This is a genomic window from Lentimicrobiaceae bacterium (genome assembly GCA_023227965.1).
Lineage (GTDB): Bacteria > Bacteroidota > Bacteroidia > Bacteroidales > JALOCA01 > JALOCA01.
The window spans coordinates 1-24,437 of record JALOCA010000028.1 but is presented as its reverse complement, the minus strand read 5'-3'; the positions used below and the strand labels follow the sequence as shown (position 1 = coordinate 24,437).

At 39.8% G+C, this 24,437-nt stretch carries 15 protein-coding genes and 1 tRNA gene; 12 read left to right on the top strand and 4 right to left on the bottom strand.

What is annotated here, in order from left to right:
* The first annotated feature begins 16 nt into the window (after positions 1–16).
* The 6 genes from M0R21_09880 (at position 17) to M0R21_09855 (ending at position 12,871) form a co-directional block, all read left to right on the top strand.
* Positions 17–1,723, top strand: a complete 1,707-nt coding sequence (locus M0R21_09880; GenBank protein ID MCK9618128.1) for a carboxypeptidase regulatory-like domain-containing protein — start codon at positions 17–19, stop codon at positions 1,721–1,723.
* Positions 1,724–1,752: 29 nt separating this feature from the next.
* Complete coding sequence (locus tag M0R21_09875; GenBank protein ID MCK9618127.1) at positions 1,753–6,099, top strand: C25 family cysteine peptidase; 4,347 nt, start codon at positions 1,753–1,755, stop codon at positions 6,097–6,099.
* A gap of 158 nt (positions 6,100–6,257) precedes the next feature.
* Positions 6,258–6,878 (top strand): TetR/AcrR family transcriptional regulator, encoded by a 621-nt coding sequence (locus tag M0R21_09870; GenBank protein ID MCK9618126.1) that lies wholly within the window; start codon positions 6,258–6,260, stop codon positions 6,876–6,878.
* Between the two features lie 3 nt (positions 6,879–6,881).
* Positions 6,882–8,288 (top strand): TolC family protein, encoded by a 1,407-nt coding sequence (locus M0R21_09865; GenBank protein ID MCK9618125.1) that lies wholly within the window; start codon positions 6,882–6,884, stop codon positions 8,286–8,288.
* Between the two features lie 14 nt (positions 8,289–8,302).
* Entirely contained in the window at positions 8,303–9,418 is a 1,116-nt protein-coding gene (locus M0R21_09860; GenBank protein ID MCK9618124.1) for an efflux RND transporter periplasmic adaptor subunit, read from the top strand.
* 51 nt (positions 9,419–9,469) lie between these two features.
* On the top strand, positions 9,470–12,871 hold the full coding sequence (locus M0R21_09855; GenBank protein ID MCK9618123.1) for an efflux RND transporter permease subunit: 3,402 nt from the start codon (positions 9,470–9,472) through the stop codon (positions 12,869–12,871).
* 72 nt (positions 12,872–12,943) lie between these two features.
* Here the strand turns inward: M0R21_09855 and M0R21_09850 are convergent, their stop codons facing one another.
* Entirely contained in the window at positions 12,944–13,453 is a 510-nt protein-coding gene (locus M0R21_09850) for a nitroreductase family protein (GenBank protein MCK9618122.1), read from the bottom strand.
* A gap of 36 nt (positions 13,454–13,489) precedes the next feature.
* On the opposite strand from M0R21_09850, the gene M0R21_09845 reads away from it, so the two are divergent.
* Entirely contained in the window at positions 13,490–13,804 is a 315-nt protein-coding gene (locus M0R21_09845) for a hypothetical protein (protein MCK9618121.1), read from the top strand.
* Positions 13,805–13,848: 44 nt separating this feature from the next.
* Here M0R21_09845 and M0R21_09840 read toward each other — a convergent pair.
* Positions 13,849–13,921, bottom strand: a tRNA-Phe gene (locus tag M0R21_09840).
* Positions 13,922–14,030: 109 nt separating this feature from the next.
* Between M0R21_09840 and M0R21_09835 the strand changes: the two genes are divergently transcribed.
* The 5 genes from M0R21_09835 to M0R21_09815 all read left to right on the top strand — a co-directional run bounded on the left by M0R21_09835 (position 14,031) and on the right by M0R21_09815 (position 20,118).
* The gene (locus M0R21_09835) at positions 14,031–14,768 is read left to right on the top strand and encodes a type III pantothenate kinase (GenBank protein ID MCK9618120.1); all 738 of its coding nucleotides are present in this window, start codon (positions 14,031–14,033) and stop codon (positions 14,766–14,768) included.
* On the top strand, positions 14,749–16,053 hold the full coding sequence (locus M0R21_09830; protein ID MCK9618119.1) for a hypothetical protein: 1,305 nt from the start codon (positions 14,749–14,751) through the stop codon (positions 16,051–16,053). The genes M0R21_09835 and M0R21_09830 overlap by 20 nt, the downstream gene beginning before the upstream one ends.
* Before the next feature lie 67 nt (positions 16,054–16,120).
* On the top strand, positions 16,121–16,597 hold the full coding sequence (gene lptC, locus M0R21_09825; GenBank protein ID MCK9618118.1) for an LPS export ABC transporter periplasmic protein LptC: 477 nt from the start codon (positions 16,121–16,123) through the stop codon (positions 16,595–16,597).
* Positions 16,598–16,629: 32 nt separating this feature from the next.
* On the top strand, positions 16,630–17,892 hold the full coding sequence (locus M0R21_09820; GenBank protein ID MCK9618117.1) for a hemolysin family protein: 1,263 nt from the start codon (positions 16,630–16,632) through the stop codon (positions 17,890–17,892).
* Between the two features lie 111 nt (positions 17,893–18,003).
* Positions 18,004–20,118 (top strand): SurA N-terminal domain-containing protein, encoded by a 2,115-nt coding sequence (locus M0R21_09815; GenBank protein MCK9618116.1) that lies wholly within the window; start codon positions 18,004–18,006, stop codon positions 20,116–20,118.
* Positions 20,119–20,445: 327 nt separating this feature from the next.
* On the opposite strand, the gene M0R21_09810 is transcribed toward M0R21_09815, so the two are convergent.
* The gene (locus tag M0R21_09810; GenBank protein ID MCK9618115.1) at positions 20,446–20,613 is read right to left on the bottom strand and encodes a hypothetical protein; all 168 of its coding nucleotides are present in this window, start codon (positions 20,611–20,613) and stop codon (positions 20,446–20,448) included.
* Between the two features lie 29 nt (positions 20,614–20,642).
* On the bottom strand, positions 20,643–24,437 hold a 3,795-nt coding region (locus M0R21_09805; GenBank protein ID MCK9618114.1), incomplete at its 5' end, for a hypothetical protein.

Sequence of the window (24,437 nt, the reverse complement as noted above, 5' to 3'; positions counted from 1 at the left end):
AGTTACCGGAGTAGTTTTGCCCGGAAATAATTTTTCCGACGAAGGCTACACTCCGGCAATTCTTGGCTCTGCCGATTTTATAAATTATTCGCTTGGGAAAAACGGGTGGATTACCGTTGATATGGGTACTCCAATACCCAATCTTACCGGAAACGACATTAAAATTGTAGAAGGCGACACCTCTCCCGAAGGTTTTAGCTGTTATGCAGGACAATCGCTCGATGGACCCTGGCAACTTCTTGGGCAAGGCACCGGCACCACCGAATTCGACCTTTCAAATATTCCTCTCGTAACCGAAGCCCGTTATTTTAAAATTGTTGACGACGGCGACGGTTCGGCAAGTGCACCAAATGCTGGTTTCGATATTGATGCTATTCAGGGTCTTGAACAACCCCTTGGAACCAACCTGCTTCTTACTTCTTACAACGTTGACGACCTTTCGGGCAACGGAAACAAAAGAATGGATCCAGGCGAAACAGTTAATATTAATGTAATTATTGCTAATAGCGGAGATATTGCAGCAGAAAATGTTTCGACAATAATTTCCTGCGACACCACCTATATTTCACTAATTTCAGCTTCTGCAACTTCCGAAGTAATAATGCCGGGAAACAGCGATACACTGACTTTTATTTGTAAGGCAAAAGAAAATACCCCTGCCAGCGAAACAGTAGTTTTCCAGCTTGACCTTTCAGCCAATTCAGGAAGTTACACTAATTCTTACGAAATGCAGTTTATGATAGGAATTATCGTTGAAGACTGGGAAACCGGAAATTTTGAAAAATTCGACTGGAACTTTTCAGGAAATTCGCAATGGACAATATCTGATTCAGATCCTTACGAAGGAACGTTCTGCTCCGGCTCGGGAAGCATCGGCGACAGCCAATCCTCAGAACTCTTTTTAGAAGCAAATGTTTTTCAGAATGGATCAATATCTTTTTTCCGTAAAACTTCCTCTGAAGCCGATTACGATTTCCTTAAATTTTTTATTGATGACGAGCTAAAAGGACAATGGTCGGGCGAAACACCCTGGGCTGAAGTATCTTTTCCCGTAACAGCCGGCGAACACAATCTTCGTTGGGTGTACTCGAAAGATGTAGGCACAGTAGGCGGAAGCGATTGTGCCTGGGTTGACTACATTATTTTACCCAAAATTCAAATTCCTGGAACCGGTTCGGTAAGCGGAACGGTTACTTCGCAGCAAACAGGGTTGCCAATAGCCGGAGCAACAATAACTTTAAGCCAAATTCCATCAGATGAGGAGTTCAATACCATTTCTGGTGCCGATGGCACATATTCTTTTACAAATATTCCGGAAGGAAATTATTTACTCTGCGCTTGGGCGCCTAATTTCGACACTTCCTGTTATACCCGGCAGATAACCTCCGGAGAACAGATTTTGCAAGACTTTTTATTAATTTCTACCGTAGGAACCCATGATATATTATTGAATAACAATGTTTTTATTATTTACCCGAATCCTATGGATACAAAATCTACACTCCAACATTCAGTAGAAACTAAATGTTTTGTATCTTTGGACATTTATAATCTTACTGGAGAAATAGTGAAAAATCTTTCCTCGGGTACAGTTTATCCCGGCATTTACAGCATTGATTTCAATGGTGAAAATATTGCCGGTAAAAAATTACCGGGAGGTATTTACATCGTAAAACTCAGAAAAGGAAACTCACTAATCACACGAAAACTCATAATAAAATAATAATAAAAACAATAATAAATCCATAAAAAATGAAAACCAGATTTACTTTTCTGTTGTTAGCCATAATGCTGTCTTTTACAGTTATGGCGCAGCAAAATCACTTCACTTACAACGACAGTTGGGGAAAAGCAGGTTACAACCTTGTAAATTCCGATGCTTCTGATGTTGAAGTAACGTATTCTGTTACCGATTTTTCATTGACTGATCAAATGATAAAAGGTGAAAGAATGCTGAACGTAGAACTTCCGGGCTATTTTCTATTCAACAACGAAGGAGCCCCTAACCTGCCGGGTGGCAGTCGTTATATTGCCATTCCCCAGGGAGCAACCCCTGTGCTTACTATTACTGCACAGCGCACCGAAACAATACATAATGTGAATATTGCTCCTGCACCGAAAATTCCTCTCGACACAAAAAAGGAAATGGTGTATGAAAAAGATCGGAAAATTTATACAAAAAATGCCTTTTACCCCGAAAAACCGATATTGATATCGGAAGTTACTTCTCTCAGGGGAGTTGATGCAGTTATGCTGGGAATCACACCATTCCAGTATAATCCTATTACGAAAGATCTTATAGTTTATCGCGACCTGAAAGTAAAAATTTCCTTCAAAGGCGGAAATAATCATTTTGGTGAAGATCGCCTGCGCAGTCGCTATTTTGATCCTATATTAGAAGATAATATATTAAATTACAGTTCATTGCCCAAAATTGATTACGATAAAAAACTCGCAGATTCCTACAAAAAGAATGGTAGCCGTGAACAGGGTTGCGAATATTTGATTATCCGTCCCACTAATGCCGAATTTGGTCAATGGGCAGATTCAATCCGTATATTCCGTACCCGCCAGGGTATTCTAACCAAAATAGTTACCATTACCGAAGTTGGAGGAAACACCTCTGCTGCCATTGAAAATTACATTAACAATGCTTACAATACCTGGGATATTGTTCCTTCTGCGTGTTTGCTGATGGCAGACTATGGCACCGATGGTGCAAAAAACATTATATCCCAAACCCTTAACGACCATCCGGGCGGATATAACCCTTACATTTCCGATAATCCTTTTTCCGACGTAACTGGTGATTTACTTCCGGATATTTGTTTTGCACGCCTTACGGCAAATACACCTACTCAATTACAGGTTCTTTGTTCTAAATTTTTAAATTACGAACGTAACCCGCCAACCAATCCCGATTTTTATAACCATCCTATTACCGCTTTAGGCTGGCAAACGGAACGCTGGTTCCAGCTTTGTTCCGAAATCGTGGGTGGGTTTATGAAAGATGTTTTAGGTAAAGACCCCGTTCGTATTAATGCTGTTTACGAAGGTAACCCCAATGTTGACCCTTGGTCAACAGCTTCCAATACCTCTACTATTATCAATTATTTTGGACCTAATGGTTTAAATTACATCCCCTCAACTCCACAGTCCTTAGGAGGATGGTCAGGAGGAACAGCTACAATGGTTAATAATGCCATAAACTCAGGTGCATTCATGCTGCAACACCGCGACCATGGTTATTACCAGGGCTGGGGCGAACCTGCTTATTCAAATACCAATGTAAATGCTCTTACCAATACCGACCTTACCTTTATTTTTACTATCAACTGCGAAACCGGAACCTTTAATTATAGCGGAAATTGTCTTGGAGAAGCATTCCACAGATATACTCACATTGGTCAAAATTCAGGTGCATTAGGTTTTGTAGGTCCTACCGAAACTTCATATTCTTTTGTAAATGACACTTATGCCTGGGGAATGTACGATAATATGTGGCCTAATTTTATGCCCGCATACGGATCTACTCCGGCTTCAAGGGATTTCAGACCCTGTTTTGGTAATGCCGCCGGAAAATACTTCCTCCAGCAGTCAAACTGGCCTTACAATACAAACGTCAAAGCCATTACTCATAAACTTTTCCATTACCATGGCGATGCCTTCAATTGGGTGTACTGGGATGTTCCTCAACAATTAGCTGTAAGTCATGATAATACTATGGCAACCACAGCCACAACCTTTTCTGTTACAGCCACTCCCGGTGCTTTCATTGCATTAACCGTTAACGACCAAATTATAGGTACTGCTACTGCAACCATAGGTTCAACCATTATTACTATTCCTCAGCAAGCACAGGGATCAACAATGTGGGTTACAATTACCAAACAAAATTACTACCGTTATTCTGCGCCCGTTACCATAGGCGGAGCTCCCCTTACAGCCAATTTTACCGCTAATATTACCGGTGTATGCGAAGGTAGCTCTGTTAACTTTACCGATGAAACTGTTGGAACAGTAACTTCATGGGAATGGACTTTTGAGGGCGGAAATCCTTCGACTTCTACTGAACAAAACCCCACAGGCATAGTGTACAGTACATCGGGTAATTACGATGTATCTTTAACCGTTTCTGACGGTTCACAATCCAATACAGCTTTAAAAACCGATTACATTGTTGTTAGTTCCAACCTCCCCGTGGGTGTTAGTGTTACTGCCGATCCGGGAACGACAGTTTGTCAAGGCATTTCAGTAACCTATATAGCTGCCCCTGTAAATGGTGGAGCAGAACCCTCTTACCAATGGCAAAAGAACGGACTTAATGTAGGTACTAACAGTGCTACTTATATTTACTCTCCTATAAATAATGATGTGATCACATGTGTGCTTACCTCAAGTTCTGAATGTGCATCTGGCAACCCGGCTACATCCGAACCACTTACCATGAGCGTAAATCCCAGTATACCTGTAAGTGTTTCTATTGTTGCCAATGCAAGTACTACTATATGCGAAGGTACCCCGGTTATATTTACAGCATCTCCTGTAAACGGTGGAACCACACCAGTATATCAATGGAAAGTAAATGGAGCCGATGCAGGCACAAATAGCGAAACATTTGAATATACTCCTGTAAATAACGATATCATCACATGTCAGCTAACTTCAGACGAAGTTTGTACTACCGGAAATCCTGCTACATCAAATGCTATTTCAATGCAGGTTAATCCTAACCTTGAAGTAGCCGTTGCAGTAGAAGCCGAGCCTTCAGGAGCCGTTTGCGAAGGTACAACCATCAACTTTGCAGCAATTGCCCAAAATGGTGGAGCAGCACCCATTTATCAATGGACTGTAAATGACGCTAATGTAGGAACTAACAGTAATATTTTTGCTTATATTCCTGTAAATGGAGATGTTGTAACTTGTACACTCACTTCGAGCGAAACCTGTACCACAGCAGGAAATACTGCAACTGCCGAACCCATCACCACCGAAATCATTCCAAATTTGCCCGTAAGCGTTACAATTTCTGCTGATGCAATGGGTGTTTGCACCGGTACACAGGTTACATTTACTGCTGAAGGCTTAAACGGTGGAACAGAACCCGAATACCGCTGGATGGTTAACGGAACACAGATGGGAGAAAATTCTCCAACCTATGCTTACATCCCAGCCGATGGAGATATTGTTTCATGCGAATTGATTTCCAATGAAGTTTGTACATCAGGTAATCCTGCAACTTCCAACGAATTGACTATTTCTGTAAGCGAAATGGTTGCTGTAAGCGTAAGCATTGCAGCTAATACTAATCCCGCTTGCGCCGGTCAGGATGTTGTATTTACTGCTGCTCCTGTAAATGGTGGCGATACCCCCGTTTATTCTTGGAAACTTAATGGAAGTGCAATCGGAGATAACACAAATACTTTAACTTACAATGCATTTGCAAATAATGATGTTGTAAGCTGCGAACTAACTTCATCTCTGTTCTGCACATCAGGTAATCCTGCAACTTCAGAAAGTATTACTCTTACCATTAATAATATCCCCGCTACTCCTGAGGCTCCTGTAAGCGAAAACGATTCAATCAATCTTTATGCAACACAAGTAAGCAACTTTATGGTAAATGCCGCTCAGGATGCTGATAGTTACAACTGGACACTTTCACCTTCAGAGGCTGGTAGCATATCCGGAAATACTACCTCTGCCGTTGTGAACTGGACTAATGGATACTCTGGCATTGCCAATGTAACGGTAAGCGCTACTAACGAATGTGGTGAAACCGTTGCTTCTCCGGGTTTTGCAATGACCGTTTACAGTACAGAAGGAATTTCTGATCCGAATAATCCTTTGAATGTTCGCTTGTATCCGAATCCTTCCAACGGACGCTTCATTCTTGAACTAAACGCTATTACACCTTCAGTATACAACCTGAAAATTGTTAATACACTGAATAATTTGGTTTACGAAAAACAAAACCTTAAAGTTGACGGACAAATTAACAATCAGATTGACCTGAGTTATTTATCGGATGGTGTGTACTATTTAATTATTGAAAGCAAAAATGTACACTCTACCTTTAAAATTATTTTTCAAAAATAAGGCTGATTATTAGTACATTTTTAATTAAAAACCGTATTGAAATTTCAGTACGGTTTTTTTATGTCCACCTCGGAAACATATTTTTTCTGGAAACGTTTTTAATATTATTTGTTTCTTTCGTTTTTTGGTTTTAATTTTGCCGCCGAAATTTAAAAACCATGGATGAAAAACAGAAAAAAATTTTAATTGAATCTGCCAAACTATTTCAGAAATATGGCATCAGAAGCATTTCTATGGACGATATTTCGCGCGAAATGGGTATATCAAAAAAAACAATGTATCAATATTTTGAAAATAAGGCGGATCTTATCAGTAAAATTTTAAATTATAATTTTGAATTACACAGCCAGGTTGAAGATGCACATATTCTGGAAAAAGGTAATGCTATTGACATTCTACTCACCGTAAGTAAAAAAGTGTGTGAAGAATTAAAAGAGTTCAATCCTTCAATTACTTTTGATTTACAAAAATTTTATCCGGAAATTTATAAACAGTTTTTTGAAAAAAAACGGGACCATATTTTTGAAAAAATCAAGTGCAATATTAAAAAAGGGATTGAACAGGATATTTTCAGAAACGATCTCGATATTGAGTTAGTTGCTCGTTTATATGTTCAGCGGCTGGCAGATTTCCACAATCCTGATTTTATTCTCTCCGGAGAAGGATCTTTCGAGAAAGTATTCAAGGCTATGTTTGATAACCATATCCGTGGCATTTCAAATGCGAAAGGAATAGAATACTATGAAAAACAGAAAAATAATCTTAATTTTAATTTATAAATTATGAAAAAAATTCAATTTCTTTTCTTATTTTTATCAGGTATGGTATATTTTGTGTCTTCATCTTGGGCACAGGAGCAACCGTTGAAAAAATTTTCATTGAAAGAAGCCCAGGAATATGCCATTAAAAATTCATATCAAACTCAAAATGCCGTCCGCGATATACAAATTGCCAAACTCCGTGTTAATCAAACTACTGGTATCGGACTACCCCAGGTAAGCGCCTCCGTTTCGTATAATAATTTTATCAACATACCAACCCAGCTCATGCCAAATTTTTTAACTCCTGCTGTTGATGGAGTTTTGCTTGAACATGGACTGATAGATACCAATCAGATGCTTCCTATGAGCGGTGACAAATTTAAAGTACAATTTGGCTCAAAACATACGGCAACTGCCAATATCACCGCCAGTCAGCTTATTTTCGACGGATCGTATATTGTAGGATTACAGGCTGCAAAAGTTTATGTTGAACTTTCTCAAAACGGTCTTGCAAAAAGCGAAATCGAAACAAAGGAAACCGTTGCCCAGTCGTATTATCTTATTCTCGTAGCTCTTGAAAACCGTCGTGTTTTGGCAGCTTCCATTGAAAACCTGAACAAAACTCTCTACGAAACACAGCAATTGTACGATAACGGATTTGTTGAAGATTCAGATGTCGATCAGTTGCAATTGATGGTTTCTTCGCTCAGAAGCAAACAAAATATGGTTGACCGGCAAATAGAACTTGCTTATAACTTATTAAAATACCAGATGGGGCTTGGTATCACCGAAAAAATTGACCTGACCGATAAATTGGACTACCTTGTAGCCGATGCCATTGCCGAAAATCTTGTCCAGCAACAGTTGAATTATAATAAGCATATTGATATTAAATCGCTCAACACACAAAAACAACTACTGGGACTTAACCTCAAAAAGGATAGGTATGCTTATTTGCCCACAATGTCAGCTTTTTACAGCTATGAATGGAATGCACAACGCAATAAGTTCAATTTCTTTGAAAGCGGGCAGGATTGGTTTAAAACCAATATTCTTGGGTTTAGCCTTAACATTCCGTTATGGAGTTCTGGAATCAGAAGCACGCAGGTAAAAATGGATAAAATTGAACTACAGAAAATAAACACTACTATCGAACAAGTGAAGCAGGGTCTTGTACTTGATGTGGAAAACAACCGTTCATCGTTGAAAACATTCACCGATCAATATATAAATGATAAAGAAAACATGGAATTATCTGAAAAAATTTATGAAAAAAACCTTTTAAAATACCACGAAGGAGTTACATCCAGCCTCGATCTTACACAAGCACATAACCAATATCTTACATCACAAGGCACCTACTTTAATACACTTCTTGAATTATTAAATTCAAAATCAAAATTAACTAAAGCATTAAATAATTATTAATATCTCTAAATAATATGAAAACAAATATTTTATTTGCTGGCATTATTTTTCTTGCTTTTTCATGCAGTCAACCATCCGATAAAAGTGCCGAGTTGGCAAAATTGAAAAAGGAACACGATAAAATTGCCGAAAAAATTAAAACTCTCGAAGCCGAAATTAGTTCCTCAAAAGGGAATGTTGCAATTGGCGAAATTAAAAGTGTTGCCGTTGCTGACATAAAAAAAATAACCTTTAACCATTATATTGAGGTACAAGGAAAAATTGACGGCGAAGACAATGTGGCTGTTACTCCTCAAACGGCGGGCGTTGTAACCATTATCCATGTTAAAGAAGGACAATCGGTAAAAAAAGGACAATTATTAGCCGAACTTGATAATAAAGCATTGCTGCAAAGTCTGAAAGCAACCAAGGCTCAGTATAACTTGATAAACGACCTTTTTATTAAACAAAAAAACCTATGGGAAAAGAAAATTGGCTCAGAAGTGCAATACCTTACTGCAAAAACCAATAAGGAAAGTATGGAAGAAAATATCAAAACCATTGAAGAACAAATTGAAATGACTCGCGTTAAATCACCCATCAATGGAACTATCGAAGAAATTCCCATAAAAATCGGGCAATTGGCTTCACCGGGATATCCTGCTTTCCGTGTGGTAAATTTTTCGCGTGTAAAAGTAGTGGCAGAAATTGCAGAAGCGTACGCTCCAAAAGTGAAATCGGGAGATAATGTAATGGTATATTTCCCAGATTTTAACAAAGAAATTCCTGCTAAAATCAATTTTGCCAGCCGTTATATCAACCCTATTAACAGAACGTTCACGGTAGAAGTTCGGCTTAACGGAAGCGCAATTGATTTTAAGGCAAATATGATTACTGTTTTAAAAATCAATGATTATACTTCTAAAAATGCAATCGTCATTCCTATGAATCTGGTTCAAAAATCGTTCGATAAACAATTTGTTTTCATGGCGAAAGAAGAAAACGGTAAAAAAATTGCTTATAAACAAACAATTACCCCAGGAGTAAACTATAATGGGCAAACTGAAATTATCGGTGGACTTACCGAAGGAACCAAACTTATCACCATGGGATACCAAGATTTGAATGAAGGACAGCTTGTAAAATATTAACTTTCTGAAAATATTTTGTATCAAGACTTTAAACAATCAAATTAATTAAGGATGAAAAAAAATAAGTTTAAGGAGTTTTTTGCTACCAGCTGGGCTATTGACAGCAAAACAAGCATATACGTGATTGCCATTTTTATCACCATTTTGGGTTTGTTTAGCTATCAAAGTCTTCCCAAAGAATCTTTTCCGGAAATTGTAATTCCGACTATGTTGGTTACCACACCTTATCCTGGCACCTCCCCCGAGGATATGGAGAATCTGGTTACTCGCCCAGTTGAAAAAGAGCTGAAAGCATTGAATGATGTTAAAAAAATCACCAGCAGTTCGGTGCAGGATTTTTCGACTATTGCGGTAGAATTCAATACCGGCATTACCAAAGCCGATGCCAAGCAAAGAGTAAAAGATGCAGTGGATAAAGCTATCCCCAACTTGCCAAACGACCTGCCAAGTCAGCCTAATGTTATGGAGATTGACCTTTCGGAAATTCCTATCATGTATATCAACATTTCGGGTAATTACGATCTTGCCCGTCTGAAAAAATTTGCCGAAGAAGCCCAGGACAGGATAGAACAACTACCCGAAATTACCCGTGTTGACATAGTAGGGGCTTTAGAACGCGAAATTCAGATCAATGTTGACATGTATAAAATGCAGGCTGCCGGAGTTACACTTGGCGATCTGGAAAATGCAATTGCTTATGAAAATGTTACCGTTTCGGCAGGAAATGTACCGGTTGACGGAATGAAACGTTCATTACGTGTCCGCGGACAGTTTACCGACCCAAAGCAAATTGAAAATATTGTACTTCTCTCCACCAGCGGGGCAGTAATTTACGTAAAAGATGTTGCCCAGGTACTCGATTCGTTTAAGGAACAGGAAAGTTTTGCCCGCTTTAACAAAGAAAATGTTATAACGCTGAATGTTGTTAAAAAAAGTGGCAAAAATTTATTGAATGCCAGCGATGAAATTAAAAATATTATAAATAATGATCTTAAAAATAAAGTATTTCCCAGCGATCTGAAAGTTTCTGTTACCGGCGACCAATCGCGCTACACCCGAAGTACTCTCGAAGAATTGAATAATACCATTATTATTGGTTTTCTTTTGGTAACTGTTATTCTCATGTTTTTTATGGGATTCGGGAATGCCTTTTTTGTAGGATTATCTGTACCTCTTTCAATATTTGTAGCTTATATGGTAATGCCTGGAATTGGTTTTACTATGAATATGATGGTAATGTTTTCATTTATTTTTGCCCTCGGCATCATTGTTGACGATGCAATTGTGGTAATTGAAAACACACACAGGCTACATCGCTACGAAACAGATATTGTAAAAGCCGCCAAACATGCTGCCGGCGAGGTGTTTCTCCCAATATTTTCGGGGACACTCACCACACTGGCTCCGTTTTTTCCACTTGCATTTTGGCCTGGCATTGTAGGTAAATTCATGTATTTCATGCCGGTAACGGTTATTATTACCCTATTTGCTTCATTGTTTGTAGCTTACATTATCAATCCGGTTTTTGCAGTATCGTTTATGAAGCACGAATACGATGAAAACGTAGGCAAGGTTGATAAAAAGAAGATTTTTGTAAGAGTGGTAATTTTCATAAGCATAGGTTTACTTTTCCATCTTTTCCGATGGACAGGAATGGGCAACTTCATGTTTTTCGTTTCATTGCTTATACTTTTGTATTTTTATTTGTTAAAAAACTGGGTTTCTGCTTTCCAGAACCAAATATGGCCATATTTCATGAAAATTTACGAACGTACCATTCGTTATTTTATGAAAGGTCGCCGTCCGTATCATTTACTTTGGACTATTGTAGGGTTATTTTTTCTTTCCTTTATTGTTTTAGGGATACGTTCACCTAAAATATTATTTTTCCCCGATAATCAGCCCAATGAGGTGTATATTTATATCAAATTACCTGTAGGAACAGACCAGAAGGTTACCGATTCCATTACAATGGAAGTGGAAAACCGTATTTTCAAGGTTCTGGGAGAAAAAAATCCTCTTGTCGAGTCGGTTATTTCAAATGTGGCTATAGGTGCCAGTTCAAACATGTTTGGTGGAACTAATGCTCAATCGAACTTGGGAAAAGTTACAGTCAATTTTGTTGAACATAAATACCGCCACGGAGCCAATACCACTGAAGTTCTTGAAAAAATCAGAAAGGAAATCCAGGGAATACCAGGAGCCGAAATTGTGGTGGAAAAAGAAAAAAATGGTCCTCCTACCGGGAAACCTATTAATATTGAAGTTACTAGTGAAAATCTAGAAAACCTCATCAAGGAAGCCAACCGTTACAAAAATTATTTAGATTCATTGCAGGTTCCTGGTGTTGAGCGTTTAAAATCTGATTTTGAAGAATTTAAACCCGAAATTGTGATTAACATTGACCGCGAAAGAGCCAATCATGAAGGAATTTCGACCGGGCAGATAGCTATGGAAGTACGCTCGGCTGTTTTTGGAAAAGAAATTTCCAAATACAAGGAAAATGAAGATGAGTACGAAATAAATATCCGCTACGCAAAAGAACAACGTGAAAATATCAATCGCCTGCTCGACCTAAAAATTACCTATCGCGATATGAATAGTGGTCAGATGCGCCAGATTCCCCTTTCTTCGGTTGCCCGCATTGATTATTCGAACACCTACGGTGGAATAAACCGGAAAGACCTCAAGCGGATGATTACACTGTCTTCCGAAGTTTTATCGGGTTTTTCGGCAAATGAAGTTATGGCAAATATCAAACAACTTACTAAAAATTACGAAAAAAGCGATGATGTTACAATTTCATTTACAGGAGGTGAACAGGAAGAACAAAATGAAACCTCAGCATTCCTTGGAAAAGCCATGCTTGTTGCCATCGGGTTAATCTTTTTTATCCTCATCAGCCAGTTTAATTCCATCAGTAAAGCTTTTATTATACTTAGTGAGGTGTTATTCAGTATTATCGGTGTATTTTTCGGCATTGCAATTTTTAACATGCCGGTATCAATTCTAATGACCGGACTTGGAATTGTAGCCCTTGGAGGAATTGTAGTCCGCAATGGGATTCTCCTTGTAGAATTTACCGATGTCCTGAAAGAAAAAGGTATGAAAACTCGTCAAGCCATAGTGGAAGCCGGAAAAACCCGTATTACTCCGGTTGTTCTTACGGCTACCGCCTGTATTACAGGGCTGATACCCCTTGCAGTAGGGTTTAATATTAATTTTGTAACCCTGTTTACTGAGTTAAAACCCGACATCTATTTCGGAGGAGATAATGTCTCTTTCTGGAGCCCCTTGTGTTGGACGATTATTTTTGGAGTAAGTTTTGCAACCTTCCTTACCTTGGTGTTTGTTCCGGCTATGTATTTCATAGTCTATGTGATGAAAATCCGCATCAAACGTCGTAAATCCAATCGTTCGTATCGCAACAGGTTACGTTTACAGAAAGGATGAAAGGTTAATTGATTATCTGCAAAAAAGGCTGTTTCGAACTTTTTGAAACAGCCTTTTTATTAACATGAATGACTACCACTTTTCCCAATGAATTCGTTCGGGGAAAAAACGATGGGGTTGTTCTTTTTTTTCGTCAGGGTAACCTATAGCTACCATCGAAACCGGAATAATTGTATCAGGTAAGCTGAAAAGTTTTCGGATATTTTCCAGCCGTTCTGCATTGGGATATACACCCAGCCATACGCCTCCCAATTCTAACGCATAGGCTGCCAGCAATAGGTTTTGCGTTGCTGCTGCACAATTAATAGCATTATAAGCTTCTATTGGCTCTATCGTGCTATCTCCGCAAATTATAATAACAAGCGGAGCTTTATAAATCATTTTAGCATGGGGGTGCAAAGAGGGAATCTGGTCTAAAAATGCTCTTTCGCGTACCACAATAAAGTGCCAGGGTTGTTTGTTCATAGAAGAGGGGGCAAACATGGCAGCTTCGAGTAGCTTGTTAATCAATGGTTCAGCTATTGTTTCGGTGGTAAATTTTCTTATACTTCTTCTTTCGAGCAGCACTTGCATCGCATCCATAAATGTATTATATTTAGCGGGTTAAAAATGATGAATATGGGACTATTTTCTTTTCAAGGCAAAAGTACCGAAAAAGCCGGAACAGTACTTTATAAAGTACATTGTTCAAAGGGTGATTTTAACCTTACTTATAAGTGTAAAGACGAAAAAACATGCCAGCTTCCCCAGGTAAACAAAAACTGGAAACATCAGTTTGAGGCTGGTACAGGCGATTATGTGTATCTCGCTGCACAGGCAAATTCTCTTAAAAGTAAGGTGGATATTAAAATCATTTATCGTGGTAAAACATTCCGGAAAGCCATAGCCGATGGTGATTATGCTATGGCAATTTCTTCGGGATGTTTATGTTGAAAAATAAAAAAACCGGTCTTTTTGAAAAAGTACCGGTCTTCGGGTGGTGTCGACTGGAATTGAACCAGTGACACACGGATTTTCAGTCCGTTGCTCTACCAACTGAGCTACGACACCCTTAACGTTTTGGGAGTGCAAATATAGGAATAGTTTTTATTCCCAAAAAAATATTTTTTCTTATTCATTCATACTTGATTTTTCTAATTTTACAGCCATTTCCATTGTCATGAATCTTGTAATAGATATTGGTAACACACTTACCAAAATTGCTTTTTACCGGGGAAATACGTTAGAGGAATTATTTGTACAAAAAAGCCTTTCGGTATTCCTTCTGAAAAAGCTGCAGAAACAGTATCCTCAAACCCGTGCAGCCATCATTTCGTCGGTAAAAGCCTATCCTGTGGCGGTGAAACAATTTCTTAAAAACCATTACATTTTTGTTGATAACCCCAAAGATATTTCTCTGCCACTGCAAATTAGCTATAAAACACCCGATACCTTGGGTAACGACCGACTGGCAGCTTCCGTTGCCGCAAAAGCCTTATACCCTTCCGAAAATGTGCTTATTATCATCGCAGGTTCCTGTATTACTTACGATATGGTAAGTAGGGAAGAAATTTATTTAGGTGGAGCCATCTCGCCGGGCTTGCAAATGCGATACAAGGCGTTGCATACTTTTACCGGAAAATTGCCGTTAGTTGTTCATAAACCCTTTGCAAAAATAATAGGCGAAACTACCGAAGAATCTATTATGTCGGGAGTTATCAACGGAATGACTGCTGAGATTGACGGGATGACCAATTATTATAAAAACCTGTTTACCCCGTTAAAAGTAATTCTTAGCGGGGGTGATATGGAATATTTTGAGAAAAGGTTAAAAAATAACATCTTTGCAATCCCAAATATAGTACTTACCGGTCTTAACCACCTATTAACTGTTTACCTTGAAAAAAATAACCACTAAACTTTTTTTACCTGTATTTCTTTGTTTGCTGTTTACCGGAGGCACCTTCGCACAGAATCGCCCCAGTTCACCTTATTCCCGTTTTGGTGTGGGCGATATTTTTACAGCCACAAATATAAGTAATTTGTCCATGGGATTATCAGGTTATGCCCTGCAGGGACCTTCAAGCATTAACTATGCTAATCCGGCTTCTTACATAGCTTTCGACACTACTTCTTTTATATTCGATGCCGGTTTTACGAGTAATTTTTCCACACTGAAAACAAATGCTCTCAGCCAAAAATCCAATTATACATCTTTGAATAATTTGCTTTTCGGCTTTCCGGTTGCCAGCTTCTGGCGAACCAGTTTTGGGCTGCTTCCTTTCAGCCAAGTTGGCTATAAAATTTACGATGCGCAAATTAAAGATTTTTCGTATGGGCACGACTCTATTATTCCGGTAAGCATTCGTTACAAATATGAAGGTTCGGGTGGAATAAACCAGTTTTACTGGGGTAATGCCTTTAAACTAACGCCAAACCTTTCTGTTGGGGTAAATGCTACTTTCCTTTTCGGAACCATCGAACGACTTTCGGCAATTGAATTTCCCGATTCTACTTACATGTTTAATTCGAGAGATAAACAAGAAATTTATGTACATGATTTTCTTTTTACTTACGGTTTACAGTATCATAAAAAAATGCAGGGAGACGTTATACTGGGAGCAGGAATTACTTACAGCCTGGCAACCAAGATAAACGCAACGGATAAATTGCTTGCCGAAAGTTATATACTTGGTGATAATGATGTTATTTACATAAAAGATACCATTAGATTGGAAGAAAAAGACAGCCATATTACTCTGCCACAAACTCTGGGAGTAGGGTTTTCCTACAGCCTATCGGATATTTTTATGGCAAGTGCGGATTATCAATGGCAAAATTGGAAAAAATATGAATATTTCGATATAAATGAAGATCTTTTAAATAGTTGGCGTGCCGCCCTCGGATTTAAATATTGCCCAAAGAAAATGATACTTCCCCAACTTTTTGACCGCATAGAATACCGCATAGGAGCACATTATGCTAAAAACTACCTCGAACTGCGTAATACGCAAATTGACGAAATCGGGGTGCACGCAGGATTTAGCCTGCCCCTACGGAAATCGAAATCTATCATCAATATCGGATTTGAATTAGGAAGAAGGGGAACCACCTCTCACGACCTTATACAGGATAACTACTTTAAAATCGGGATAGGTGTTTCGCTGTACGAACGTTGGTTTGTGAAAAGTAAATATGATTAAGCCCCCATTTATATTACCATTTATCTTTCTTCTGGTTTGTTTCATGGCTTTTTCGTGTGAAAATAGCATGAAAAAAGTGAAAAAAGTTACCCAAACCGATACAGTTCCTGTACAAACCGCTAAAAACATTGAAGTATTTTACAGCGAATCAGGTATGCTGAAATTCAAGCTCACCAGTCCCTTCCTTATCAATTACCCGGGCGAAGATGCCTATTATAAATTCCCCAAAAGTTTGAAAGTGGTAATGTACGATTCTTTGCATCGCGAAAAAAACGAACTCACCGCTAATTATGGCATTAAATATGAAAAACGAAGAATGATGGAAGCTACTGGGAACGTTATCCTCTTTAACAAGCTGAAAGGAGAGAAACTTACCACCGAGCACCTTGTTTGGGACGAACGCAAAAAAACCATTTTTTCCGACCGTTTTGTAACCATACGCACTCCTGACAAAATCATTTATGGCGAAGGATTGGTATCCGATGAAGGTTTCGATAAATGGAAAATAAAAAAAGTAAGAGGTATCTTTTACGTTAACGAATAAAATTACTATTATTGTTTTGATTTTTACACTGTATGCAAGGCTGGCTTGTTGTTGCGGTTACTCTTCTTTTTTCTGCATTTTTTTCAGGAATAGAAATTGCATTTGTTAGTGCCAACAAACTACAGATGGAAATTGACCGGAAAAAGGGACTTTTCTCGGGGAAAATATTTTCCGGTTTTCTGAAAGAACCCTCACGGTTTATTTCTACTTTACTATTAGGTAATAACATCGTGCTTGTAATTTACGGAATGGCAATGGGCGATATATTGTTCCATTGGTTGAACAACTTTCTTCCCGGCAATTTGCATACTAAGTTTTTTATCCTTTTATCACAAACTGTAATTTCCACCCTGCTTATCCTTATTACCGCAGAATTTATCCCTAAAATGCTTTTCCGTATTAACCCCAATTCTTCCCTGCGAATGTTATCGGTACCCAGTTATCTGGCTTATCTGTTGCTGTACCCGGTAAATATTTTTTTTACAAAACTTTCTCAACAACTACTCAACCTTTTTTTTAAAGTTAAAATAACAGAACAAAACTATACTTTCAGTACTACAGATCTCGATCATTACCTTGCAGAACTTTCAGCACGTAACATTGAGCAAAGCGACATCTCGCAGGAATTGATTATGGTGGATAAAGCCATCGAATTTCATAAGGTGAAACTCAGGGAATGCATGGTACCCCGAAACGAAATTGTTGCCATTGAACAAGGTGAACCCATAGAAGCCCTGCACGAACTGTTTATCCGGAGCAAGCATTCAAAAATATTGATTTATAAACTTACCAATGATGAAATTGTGGGGTATGCCCATTCGCATGATTTGTTTGGGAAACCCCAATCTATCGTTTCCATTCTGCACCCATTGCTCATAGTACCCGAAACCATGCCCGCCGAAAATCTGCTCCAAACATTTATCCGGGAGCATAAGAGCATAGCCGTGGTTGTTGACGAATTTGGCGGCACATCGGGAATGGTTACTATGGAAGATATCATTGAGGAAATTTTCGGAGAAATATACGACGAACACGACCTTCCCGAAAGGGAAGAAAAACAACTCAGTAAGCACGAATTCATTTTTTCCGGCAGACTTGAAATAGATCATCTCAACGAAAAGTTTAAACTTTCGCTTCCCGTTTCCGACGAATATGAAACCTTAGCCGGACTTATCATTCATCTGCACGAAAAAATTCCTGAACAAAATGATGAAATCGTAACAGATTCCTTCATTTTTACCATTCTAAATGCAAGCGAAAACAGGATTGAACTTGTTAAAATAACGAAAATTTGACATTAAATTTATATATTCTTCTTATTATAAGTTATTTAACCTTAGTCTAAAAAAATTTTTGTTCAATTATTTTTATTGTAAATTTGCAACTCCCAAAAAATTAACAGACAAATGGCAGTTATTGGAAAAATCAGAAAACGCTCAGGACTACTTGTGGTTGTCATCGGCATAGCTTTAGCAGCTTTTATTCTTGGCGACTTCAGCCGCAAAAGCTCCAAAGGATCCAACAATGTAGGTAAAATTGACGGCGAAGCTATCAGTATAACCGATTATAATGCAAAAGTGGATGAAAATACTAACCTGAGAAAACTCAACAGCGGTAATGAAAATCTTAGCGCAGAAGAAAATTTTAACATCAGAAATTCCACATGGGACCAAATGGTTAACGATGTTTTGATGAATGCAGAATATGATGAACTCGGTATTGCTGTATCTGAGGACGAACTGGAAGACCAGATCCTGGGTAAGCATCCACACATGTATATCCAGCAGAATTTTAAAGATCCACAAACCGGAATATTTGATCCGGCATTGGTAAAAAACTTCCTCGAAAACCTTGATAAAGTGGAACCCCAGATGAAGGAAAGATATCTGTACATAGAAAAAGCCATAAAACAGGACAGGATAGAAACCAAACTGAAAAACCTGATTTCAAAAGGTTACTATGTACCTAAGGCGTTCGCCCAAATGGATTTCATAGACAAAAACCGCAGTGCTTCTATCCGGTATTTTGCTGCAAAATATAGTGACCTGGCAGATAACACAATAAAACTCACTGACGCTGATTACGAAAAATATTATAACGAAAATAAATTCCGCTACCAACAGGAAGATAGCCGTGATATTGATTATATAGTGTTTGAAGCTCTTCCTTCTGAAATAGACCGAAAAAAAATAACCGAGGAAGTAGGCAAACTGTACGAAGAATTTAAAACTACCAACGAGGTTCCATCATTTATCAATGCAGTGTCTGATAGCCGCTTCGACAGTACCTGGCACAAAAAAGGCACTTTAGCTCCTCGTATTGATTCTGTAATGTTTTCATCACAAATAGGTACTTTTTATGGACCCTACGAAGAAAACAACATATTTCATGTTGCCAAACTGGTGGATGTACAAATGCGGCCCGACTCAATGAAAGCAAGCCATATCCTTATAAGCTACACAGGTGCTCAGGTTCGCGAAAAAATAAACCGTACCAAGGAACGCGCAAGCCAGATTGCAGACAGCCTACTGATGCTGATTAAACGTGATGCTTCACAGTTTGAGGTTATTGCAAAAAAACTTTCCGACGACCAAAGTGTAAAATCCAACGGTGGTGACCTTGGCTGGTTTGCCGACGGAACCATGGTTACTGCTTTTAACAACGCTGTAATGAACGGGAAAACCGGTGATATCGTTAAATGCGAATCACCATTCGGGTTTCATGTTATAAAAATCACCGGTAAAAAAGAACCGGTAAAAAATGTAAAAGTGGCAATGCTCGACCTAAAAATTGAACCTAGCAACCAAACCTTTCAGGAGACCTACGTAAAAGCAAGTTCATTCCAGGGCGGATTGAAAACGGCTGACGATTTTGAAAATACCGTTAAAAAGCAAGGGCTCAACAAACGCAACGCTCAATATCTCCGTCAGATGGATTATACCATCCCCGGTATCAAATATGCAAGGGAAATCATCCGCTGGGCATATCACGAAGATACCAAAAAAGGCAGCATTTCGCAGGTATTTGATGTCGAAGGTTCATATGTGGTAGCTGTATTAAAAGAAATCCGCGAGAAAGGTATCGCCAGCCTCGAACAAATTAAACAACAAATTGAACCCCTTGTAAAACGTGATAAAAAAGCTGAAACTTTGACTTTGCAAATCAACAGTGCCATGGCATCGGTAAAAGACATTAACCAGCTTGCCGCTAAATTCAATGCCAAAACCGATACCATCAGTATTACATTTGCAACCTACAATTTGCCTCAATACGGACGCGAAACGGAAGTAATCGGAAAAACTTTTACCCTAAAACCCGGCATAGTGTCAAAACCCATTAAGGGTACCGTAGGTGTGTTTGTTGTAATTGTTGACAACTTTACCGAACCCACTGCTAAAACCGACTACAAACAGGATGCTTTTATGATGTACAACAATTTTGCCGGAACCGTGAACCGTGAACTATACACCATAATGAAAGACAACGCCAACATTAAGGACAACCGCTGGATGTTCTATTAAAATATTTTTCTCAATACATAAAACGATGTAGCCACTTCTCTGACAGAAGTGGCTTTTTTTATTATAATGGCAGGAAGTTGGGAGATATATTTTACCCACAAAGTTATATAACCTGAGTCCGGGACAAAACATGTTTTGCTATTAACCCGTCAAGGGTTTAATATCAATAGAAAAGGGTTTTTATTTCTGGTGGATTCTCCGTCAGGAGATCAATAATTAATGCCCTACGGACAATCTTTTATAAAAAACCAACATTCTATTAACATTAATCGCCTGCAGCGAAATGTAACATACTGAAATATTACAGGAATAGTTTACAACCTTACGCTAACTCAGGTTACTATTTAGCCAAACCTTTATAAAAAACCAATAGACAGTATTATGATGATGGTTTCCGTTGGCGGAAGGCATCATCGTAATGGCGGAAGCCATCATCGAAACGGCGGAAGCCATTATCGAAATGGCGGAAACTATCACCGTAACGGCGGAAGGCATTACCGTAATGTATCATTCTAAAAAAACCGCTATTCCACCTTCACCCGTATCCCTTCGGAATGGGAAGCAAATTCCGGGGCATACATGCACTGTATGGTGGTGATGCCGTTGGAGAATTCTCCTTTTTGCGATACCACCAGTTCGTATTCAAATACCCAGGTTCCCTTTGGCAAACGGCTAAAGAAGAAGTTGGTAGAAGCATCCCGGGTAGATTCATAGTAGCCAAGACCACCCTGATATTGGTAACCGGAGAGAACATTCACCGGTTCAAAAGCCGAAGCGCGCATATCCTTCATGTGAACATAATCCATGTCGCGATCCACGCGCAGTTCGATGCGGACTTTCAGCTTGTCGCCAACTTTTAGGTGAGTTGCCGTGCTTACCGGTTCTATCACAGTGCCCGAAGGTGTGTTGCGTTCCACAAAAAGCTTTTTATCCAACTGAAGCGGCGTTTTCTGAGTAGTTATTTTATCCAACTGTTCCAGATGTTGCCAGTACATGGCTCCCCAGGCAATGCCGTCGTCGGCTTTGCTAACGGTAACTTTCCCCATTTCCGGAAACACCTGCTCGCCGTTCCAGGAAGTCTTGAAATATCCCGTTCCGGCTTCTATTTTAGTCTCTTCCAGTTTTTGCGGTTCGATGATGCGCTTACCTGCCTGGATTGTAAGCTTGCTATCGGTAGCAAGCATCTCTCTTCCGGTACTCAGGAGTGCATAAACTGCTTCGGCGGTGGCTCGGGTACTTCCCCAATTTTGTGTCTGCTTTTGTTTCAGCAGCCAGGTTTTCATCTCTTCCACAGCTTTTTTATCCCCATTGATGGTGTTGAAAGCCTCTATCAGCAATGCCTGTGTTTCCACCGGAGCCTGGTGCCAGAAATACCCGGATTTATTATCACGCCAATACATTCCCATTTCTTCCGAATGCAATGCCTTTTCGGAAATGGAGCTCAAAATGGCTTTAGCTGTCGCTGAATCGCCGAAACGATGCAGGGCAAGGGCAATCATCGCCTGCTGGCAAAGATCGTTCTGCCGCCAGTATTTCTGCGCCTGCTGGCGGAAATAAGCTATGGCTTCCGCCTGCTGTTTATTTGCCGGGATGGTTGCATCGAAATAGCTTCTTGCATACAGATACTGGATTTTCATTCCGTCGAGATGGTTATTTTCCATGTAGGAGGTATCCTGTTTTTTAATATTCGTAAAGTCATCCTTTACCTGATTATCCAAAAATCGTACAGCATTCCGCAGCATGTTCCAGGTGGTTGCGTTGCCGATCATATCTTTGATGCCCAACTGATCCAGATGTCCAAGTCCGGTAACGATATACTGGGTAATATATTCATCTTCGGGCATGCCGGGAAACCAGGGCCAGCCGCCGTTGGAAGATTGTTTTTCGCTTAGCTTACGCAAACTGCTTCCCTGTTCGTCCGACATTTTGTTGATGTCGAATAGCAAAGCAATCCGTTGTTTTTGTCCTTTTTCGCTTGCGGCTTCCATCACCCAGGGCGTTTCTTCGAGCAAGGCGCTTTTCAGCTCCTGATTTTTCTCTAAGTTGGAAAGAAATGCAGAAGGAGTAGTGTTTTTCCAACTGTCGAAAACCCGTTTGATGGCAGGATTACGGTTTACCAGAGAGGTGGAGATACTGTTGGCATAGTAGCAGTTAAAGATGTTGCTAACACATTCATACGTAGATTCCCTCAGGTAAGGCAATGCCTGCACGGCATACCAGGCAGGATTGGACGTGAATTCGAGGGTGAGTTTACCATTTCCACCCCCTTTTGTCCCCCCAAGGGAGGGAGATTGGAGCAGTTTATCCATTGTAAAATTATACGTTCCCTTGCCGGGAATAGGCATCGGCAGGGTTTCGGTAACGAGCATGCGGTTGGTAAGAACGGGCAGGGTGTTTTCCTCTCCGTCGCTGAAATTACCGGATTGAGCTGTGATGCGGTAGGCAACTGCCTGAGTTCCTTGCGGGATGATCAGTTTCCAGCCGGCAACGGCACTCTGACCTTTTTGTGCATTAAATGTCTGTGTTTTTTGCGTTCCGGTGGCAAAGAGATTTACCGGCTGCATGCTTACGGCATCGAAAAATTCGAGGGAAGTGGTTCCCTGCATGGCTTCGCTGGTAAGGTTGGAAATCTTAACCTGGAAAGTCATGGTATCGCTTTCGCGGAAAAAGCGGGGGGCATTGGGCATCACCATCAGTTCCTTTTGTGTTACAATCTCTTTACTGAACTGGCCGTTCATCAGGTCTTTGGTATGAGCCAGTCCCATCAGTTTCCAGCGGGTAAGCGATTCCGGGGCGGTAAATCTGATCAGCACATCCCCGTTTTCATCTGTTTGCAGGTTAGGATAAAAGAAAGCCGTTTCGTTGAAGTTGCGGCGGAGCAGTGGTTGCTCTAATTGTTTCGGGGAAACTGGTTGAGATTTGTTCCCTTCGTCATTTATTTTTTTATCAACGATAACCTGATTGGCAACATCCATCGTTTCTTCTACTACGATTGCATCCCTGTTTTTTCCTTTTGCCGCCATGGATTTCATGCCACCCACAAAGCGATTGGAATGTCCAAAATTCATTCCCATCCAGTTCAACTGGTCGTAAATTTTCGGTAAAAAACTTTCGTTGATATTGACATTATAGTCAATCACAGTACCCCAAGAAATGCCAAAATCATTTGCATTCCAGTTTTGTAAAAAAGCTTTTTTGTTGAAAATATAAAAATTCCAGTCTGCCGGACGGAAAGCATCCAGCGAAGCATCGTACATGGAAGCCAGCATCTCGGCGGCAACTTTTTCACCTTTTTTGCCTTTGATGCGGATGCGCCATTCTTCGGCTTGTCCCGGTTGCAGCTTGTCGCGGAAAGTTTCAAAACCGAAATCGAGCATCTTGTTGGTGTAAGGCACTTCGATGATCGTTTGATGCAGGTAAATGCGGTTGTGTTTCACAAAGAAAAGAGTAACAGGAATTCCACCGCGGTTTTCTTCTTTTATCGGAATTTCAAACAGTTTCTGCTGGCGGTTAAGTTTTAACCACTGTCCGCCGGAAGCGGGATTGCTGCCGGTTTCAAAATATACATTCACATTTTTATCGCGACAACCCAGCAGCAAAGAAGCTTTTTCACCCGGTTCACCGCTGCTTTTCAGTTCGGTAAACCAGTCCATGCTATTGGTCGCCGTTTCGCCGGATTCGGGAAGGAAAACGGTAAAGTATTTTTCGGTTTTCACTTCCGTGCCAAATTTATCGCGGGTTTTTATTTCGGCAACGTACTGCCCCGGTTCCCAGCGATTGAAATCCGGAAACGTTAGCAGGGAATCTTTCCCGGTATCCATTTTGCCTGAAAAGCAGACAGATTTCTTTTCCCATTTGGTAATATCATCTTCATTATCATAAATATCGTAAGGGAAAGAAGCTTCGAATTCTTCTTTGCTCATCACAAACTTATCCGGACGGTCCCAGTTACGTGCACGGAAAATCTTTTCCGGCTGGCGGAGTTGGGAAACCGTAATTTCGAGATTTGCCGGTTCTTTTTCCCCGTTCAGATTGGTAGTGAAAAGTCCAAATCCAGATTTTGCTTTGCGATTGACATTTTCAGGAATATCAAGCTTAATTATCAATGCATTGTAACCAACTGAAACTATTTGTTCACCAGAATGGCTTTCCCCGTTGATATCCGTAACATCGGCAGTTACGGTGTAATCAAAAACCGGTTTCTGCCAGGAAGACAGGTTCTTTTCGGGGATGGCGGTGAAATCTACGGTGAACATTCCGTTTTCATCGGTTTTAGCTGTTCCGTTCGTAATTTCCATTTCGGGCGATTGCGGACGAAT

Bases quoted from the DNA above. Each gene is read 5' to 3' on its own strand.
- M0R21_09860 (MCK9618124.1), top strand. From the start codon at position 8,303: ATGAAAACAAATATTTTATTTGCTGGCATTATTTTTCTTGCTTTTTCA.
- M0R21_09845 (MCK9618121.1), top strand. From the start codon at position 13,490: ATGGGACTATTTTCTTTTCAAGGCAAAAGTACCGAAAAAGCCGGAACA.
- M0R21_09815 (MCK9618116.1), top strand. From the start codon at position 18,004: ATGGCAGTTATTGGAAAAATCAGAAAACGCTCAGGACTACTTGTGGTT.
- lptC (MCK9618118.1), top strand. From the start codon at position 16,121: ATGAAAAAAGTGAAAAAAGTTACCCAAACCGATACAGTTCCTGTACAA.
- M0R21_09810 (MCK9618115.1), bottom strand. From the start codon at position 20,613: ATGCCTTCCGCCGTTACGGTGATAGTTTCCGCCATTTCGATAATGGCT.
- M0R21_09855 (MCK9618123.1), top strand. From the start codon at position 9,470: ATGAAAAAAAATAAGTTTAAGGAGTTTTTTGCTACCAGCTGGGCTATT.
- M0R21_09870 (MCK9618126.1), top strand. From the start codon at position 6,258: ATGGATGAAAAACAGAAAAAAATTTTAATTGAATCTGCCAAACTATTT.
- M0R21_09850 (MCK9618122.1), bottom strand. From the start codon at position 13,453: ATGGATGCGATGCAAGTGCTGCTCGAAAGAAGAAGTATAAGAAAATTT.
- M0R21_09820 (MCK9618117.1), top strand. From the start codon at position 16,630: ATGCAAGGCTGGCTTGTTGTTGCGGTTACTCTTCTTTTTTCTGCATTT.
- M0R21_09875 (MCK9618127.1), top strand. From the start codon at position 1,753: ATGAAAACCAGATTTACTTTTCTGTTGTTAGCCATAATGCTGTCTTTT.
- M0R21_09835 (MCK9618120.1), top strand. From the start codon at position 14,031: ATGAATCTTGTAATAGATATTGGTAACACACTTACCAAAATTGCTTTT.
- M0R21_09865 (MCK9618125.1), top strand. From the start codon at position 6,882: ATGAAAAAAATTCAATTTCTTTTCTTATTTTTATCAGGTATGGTATAT.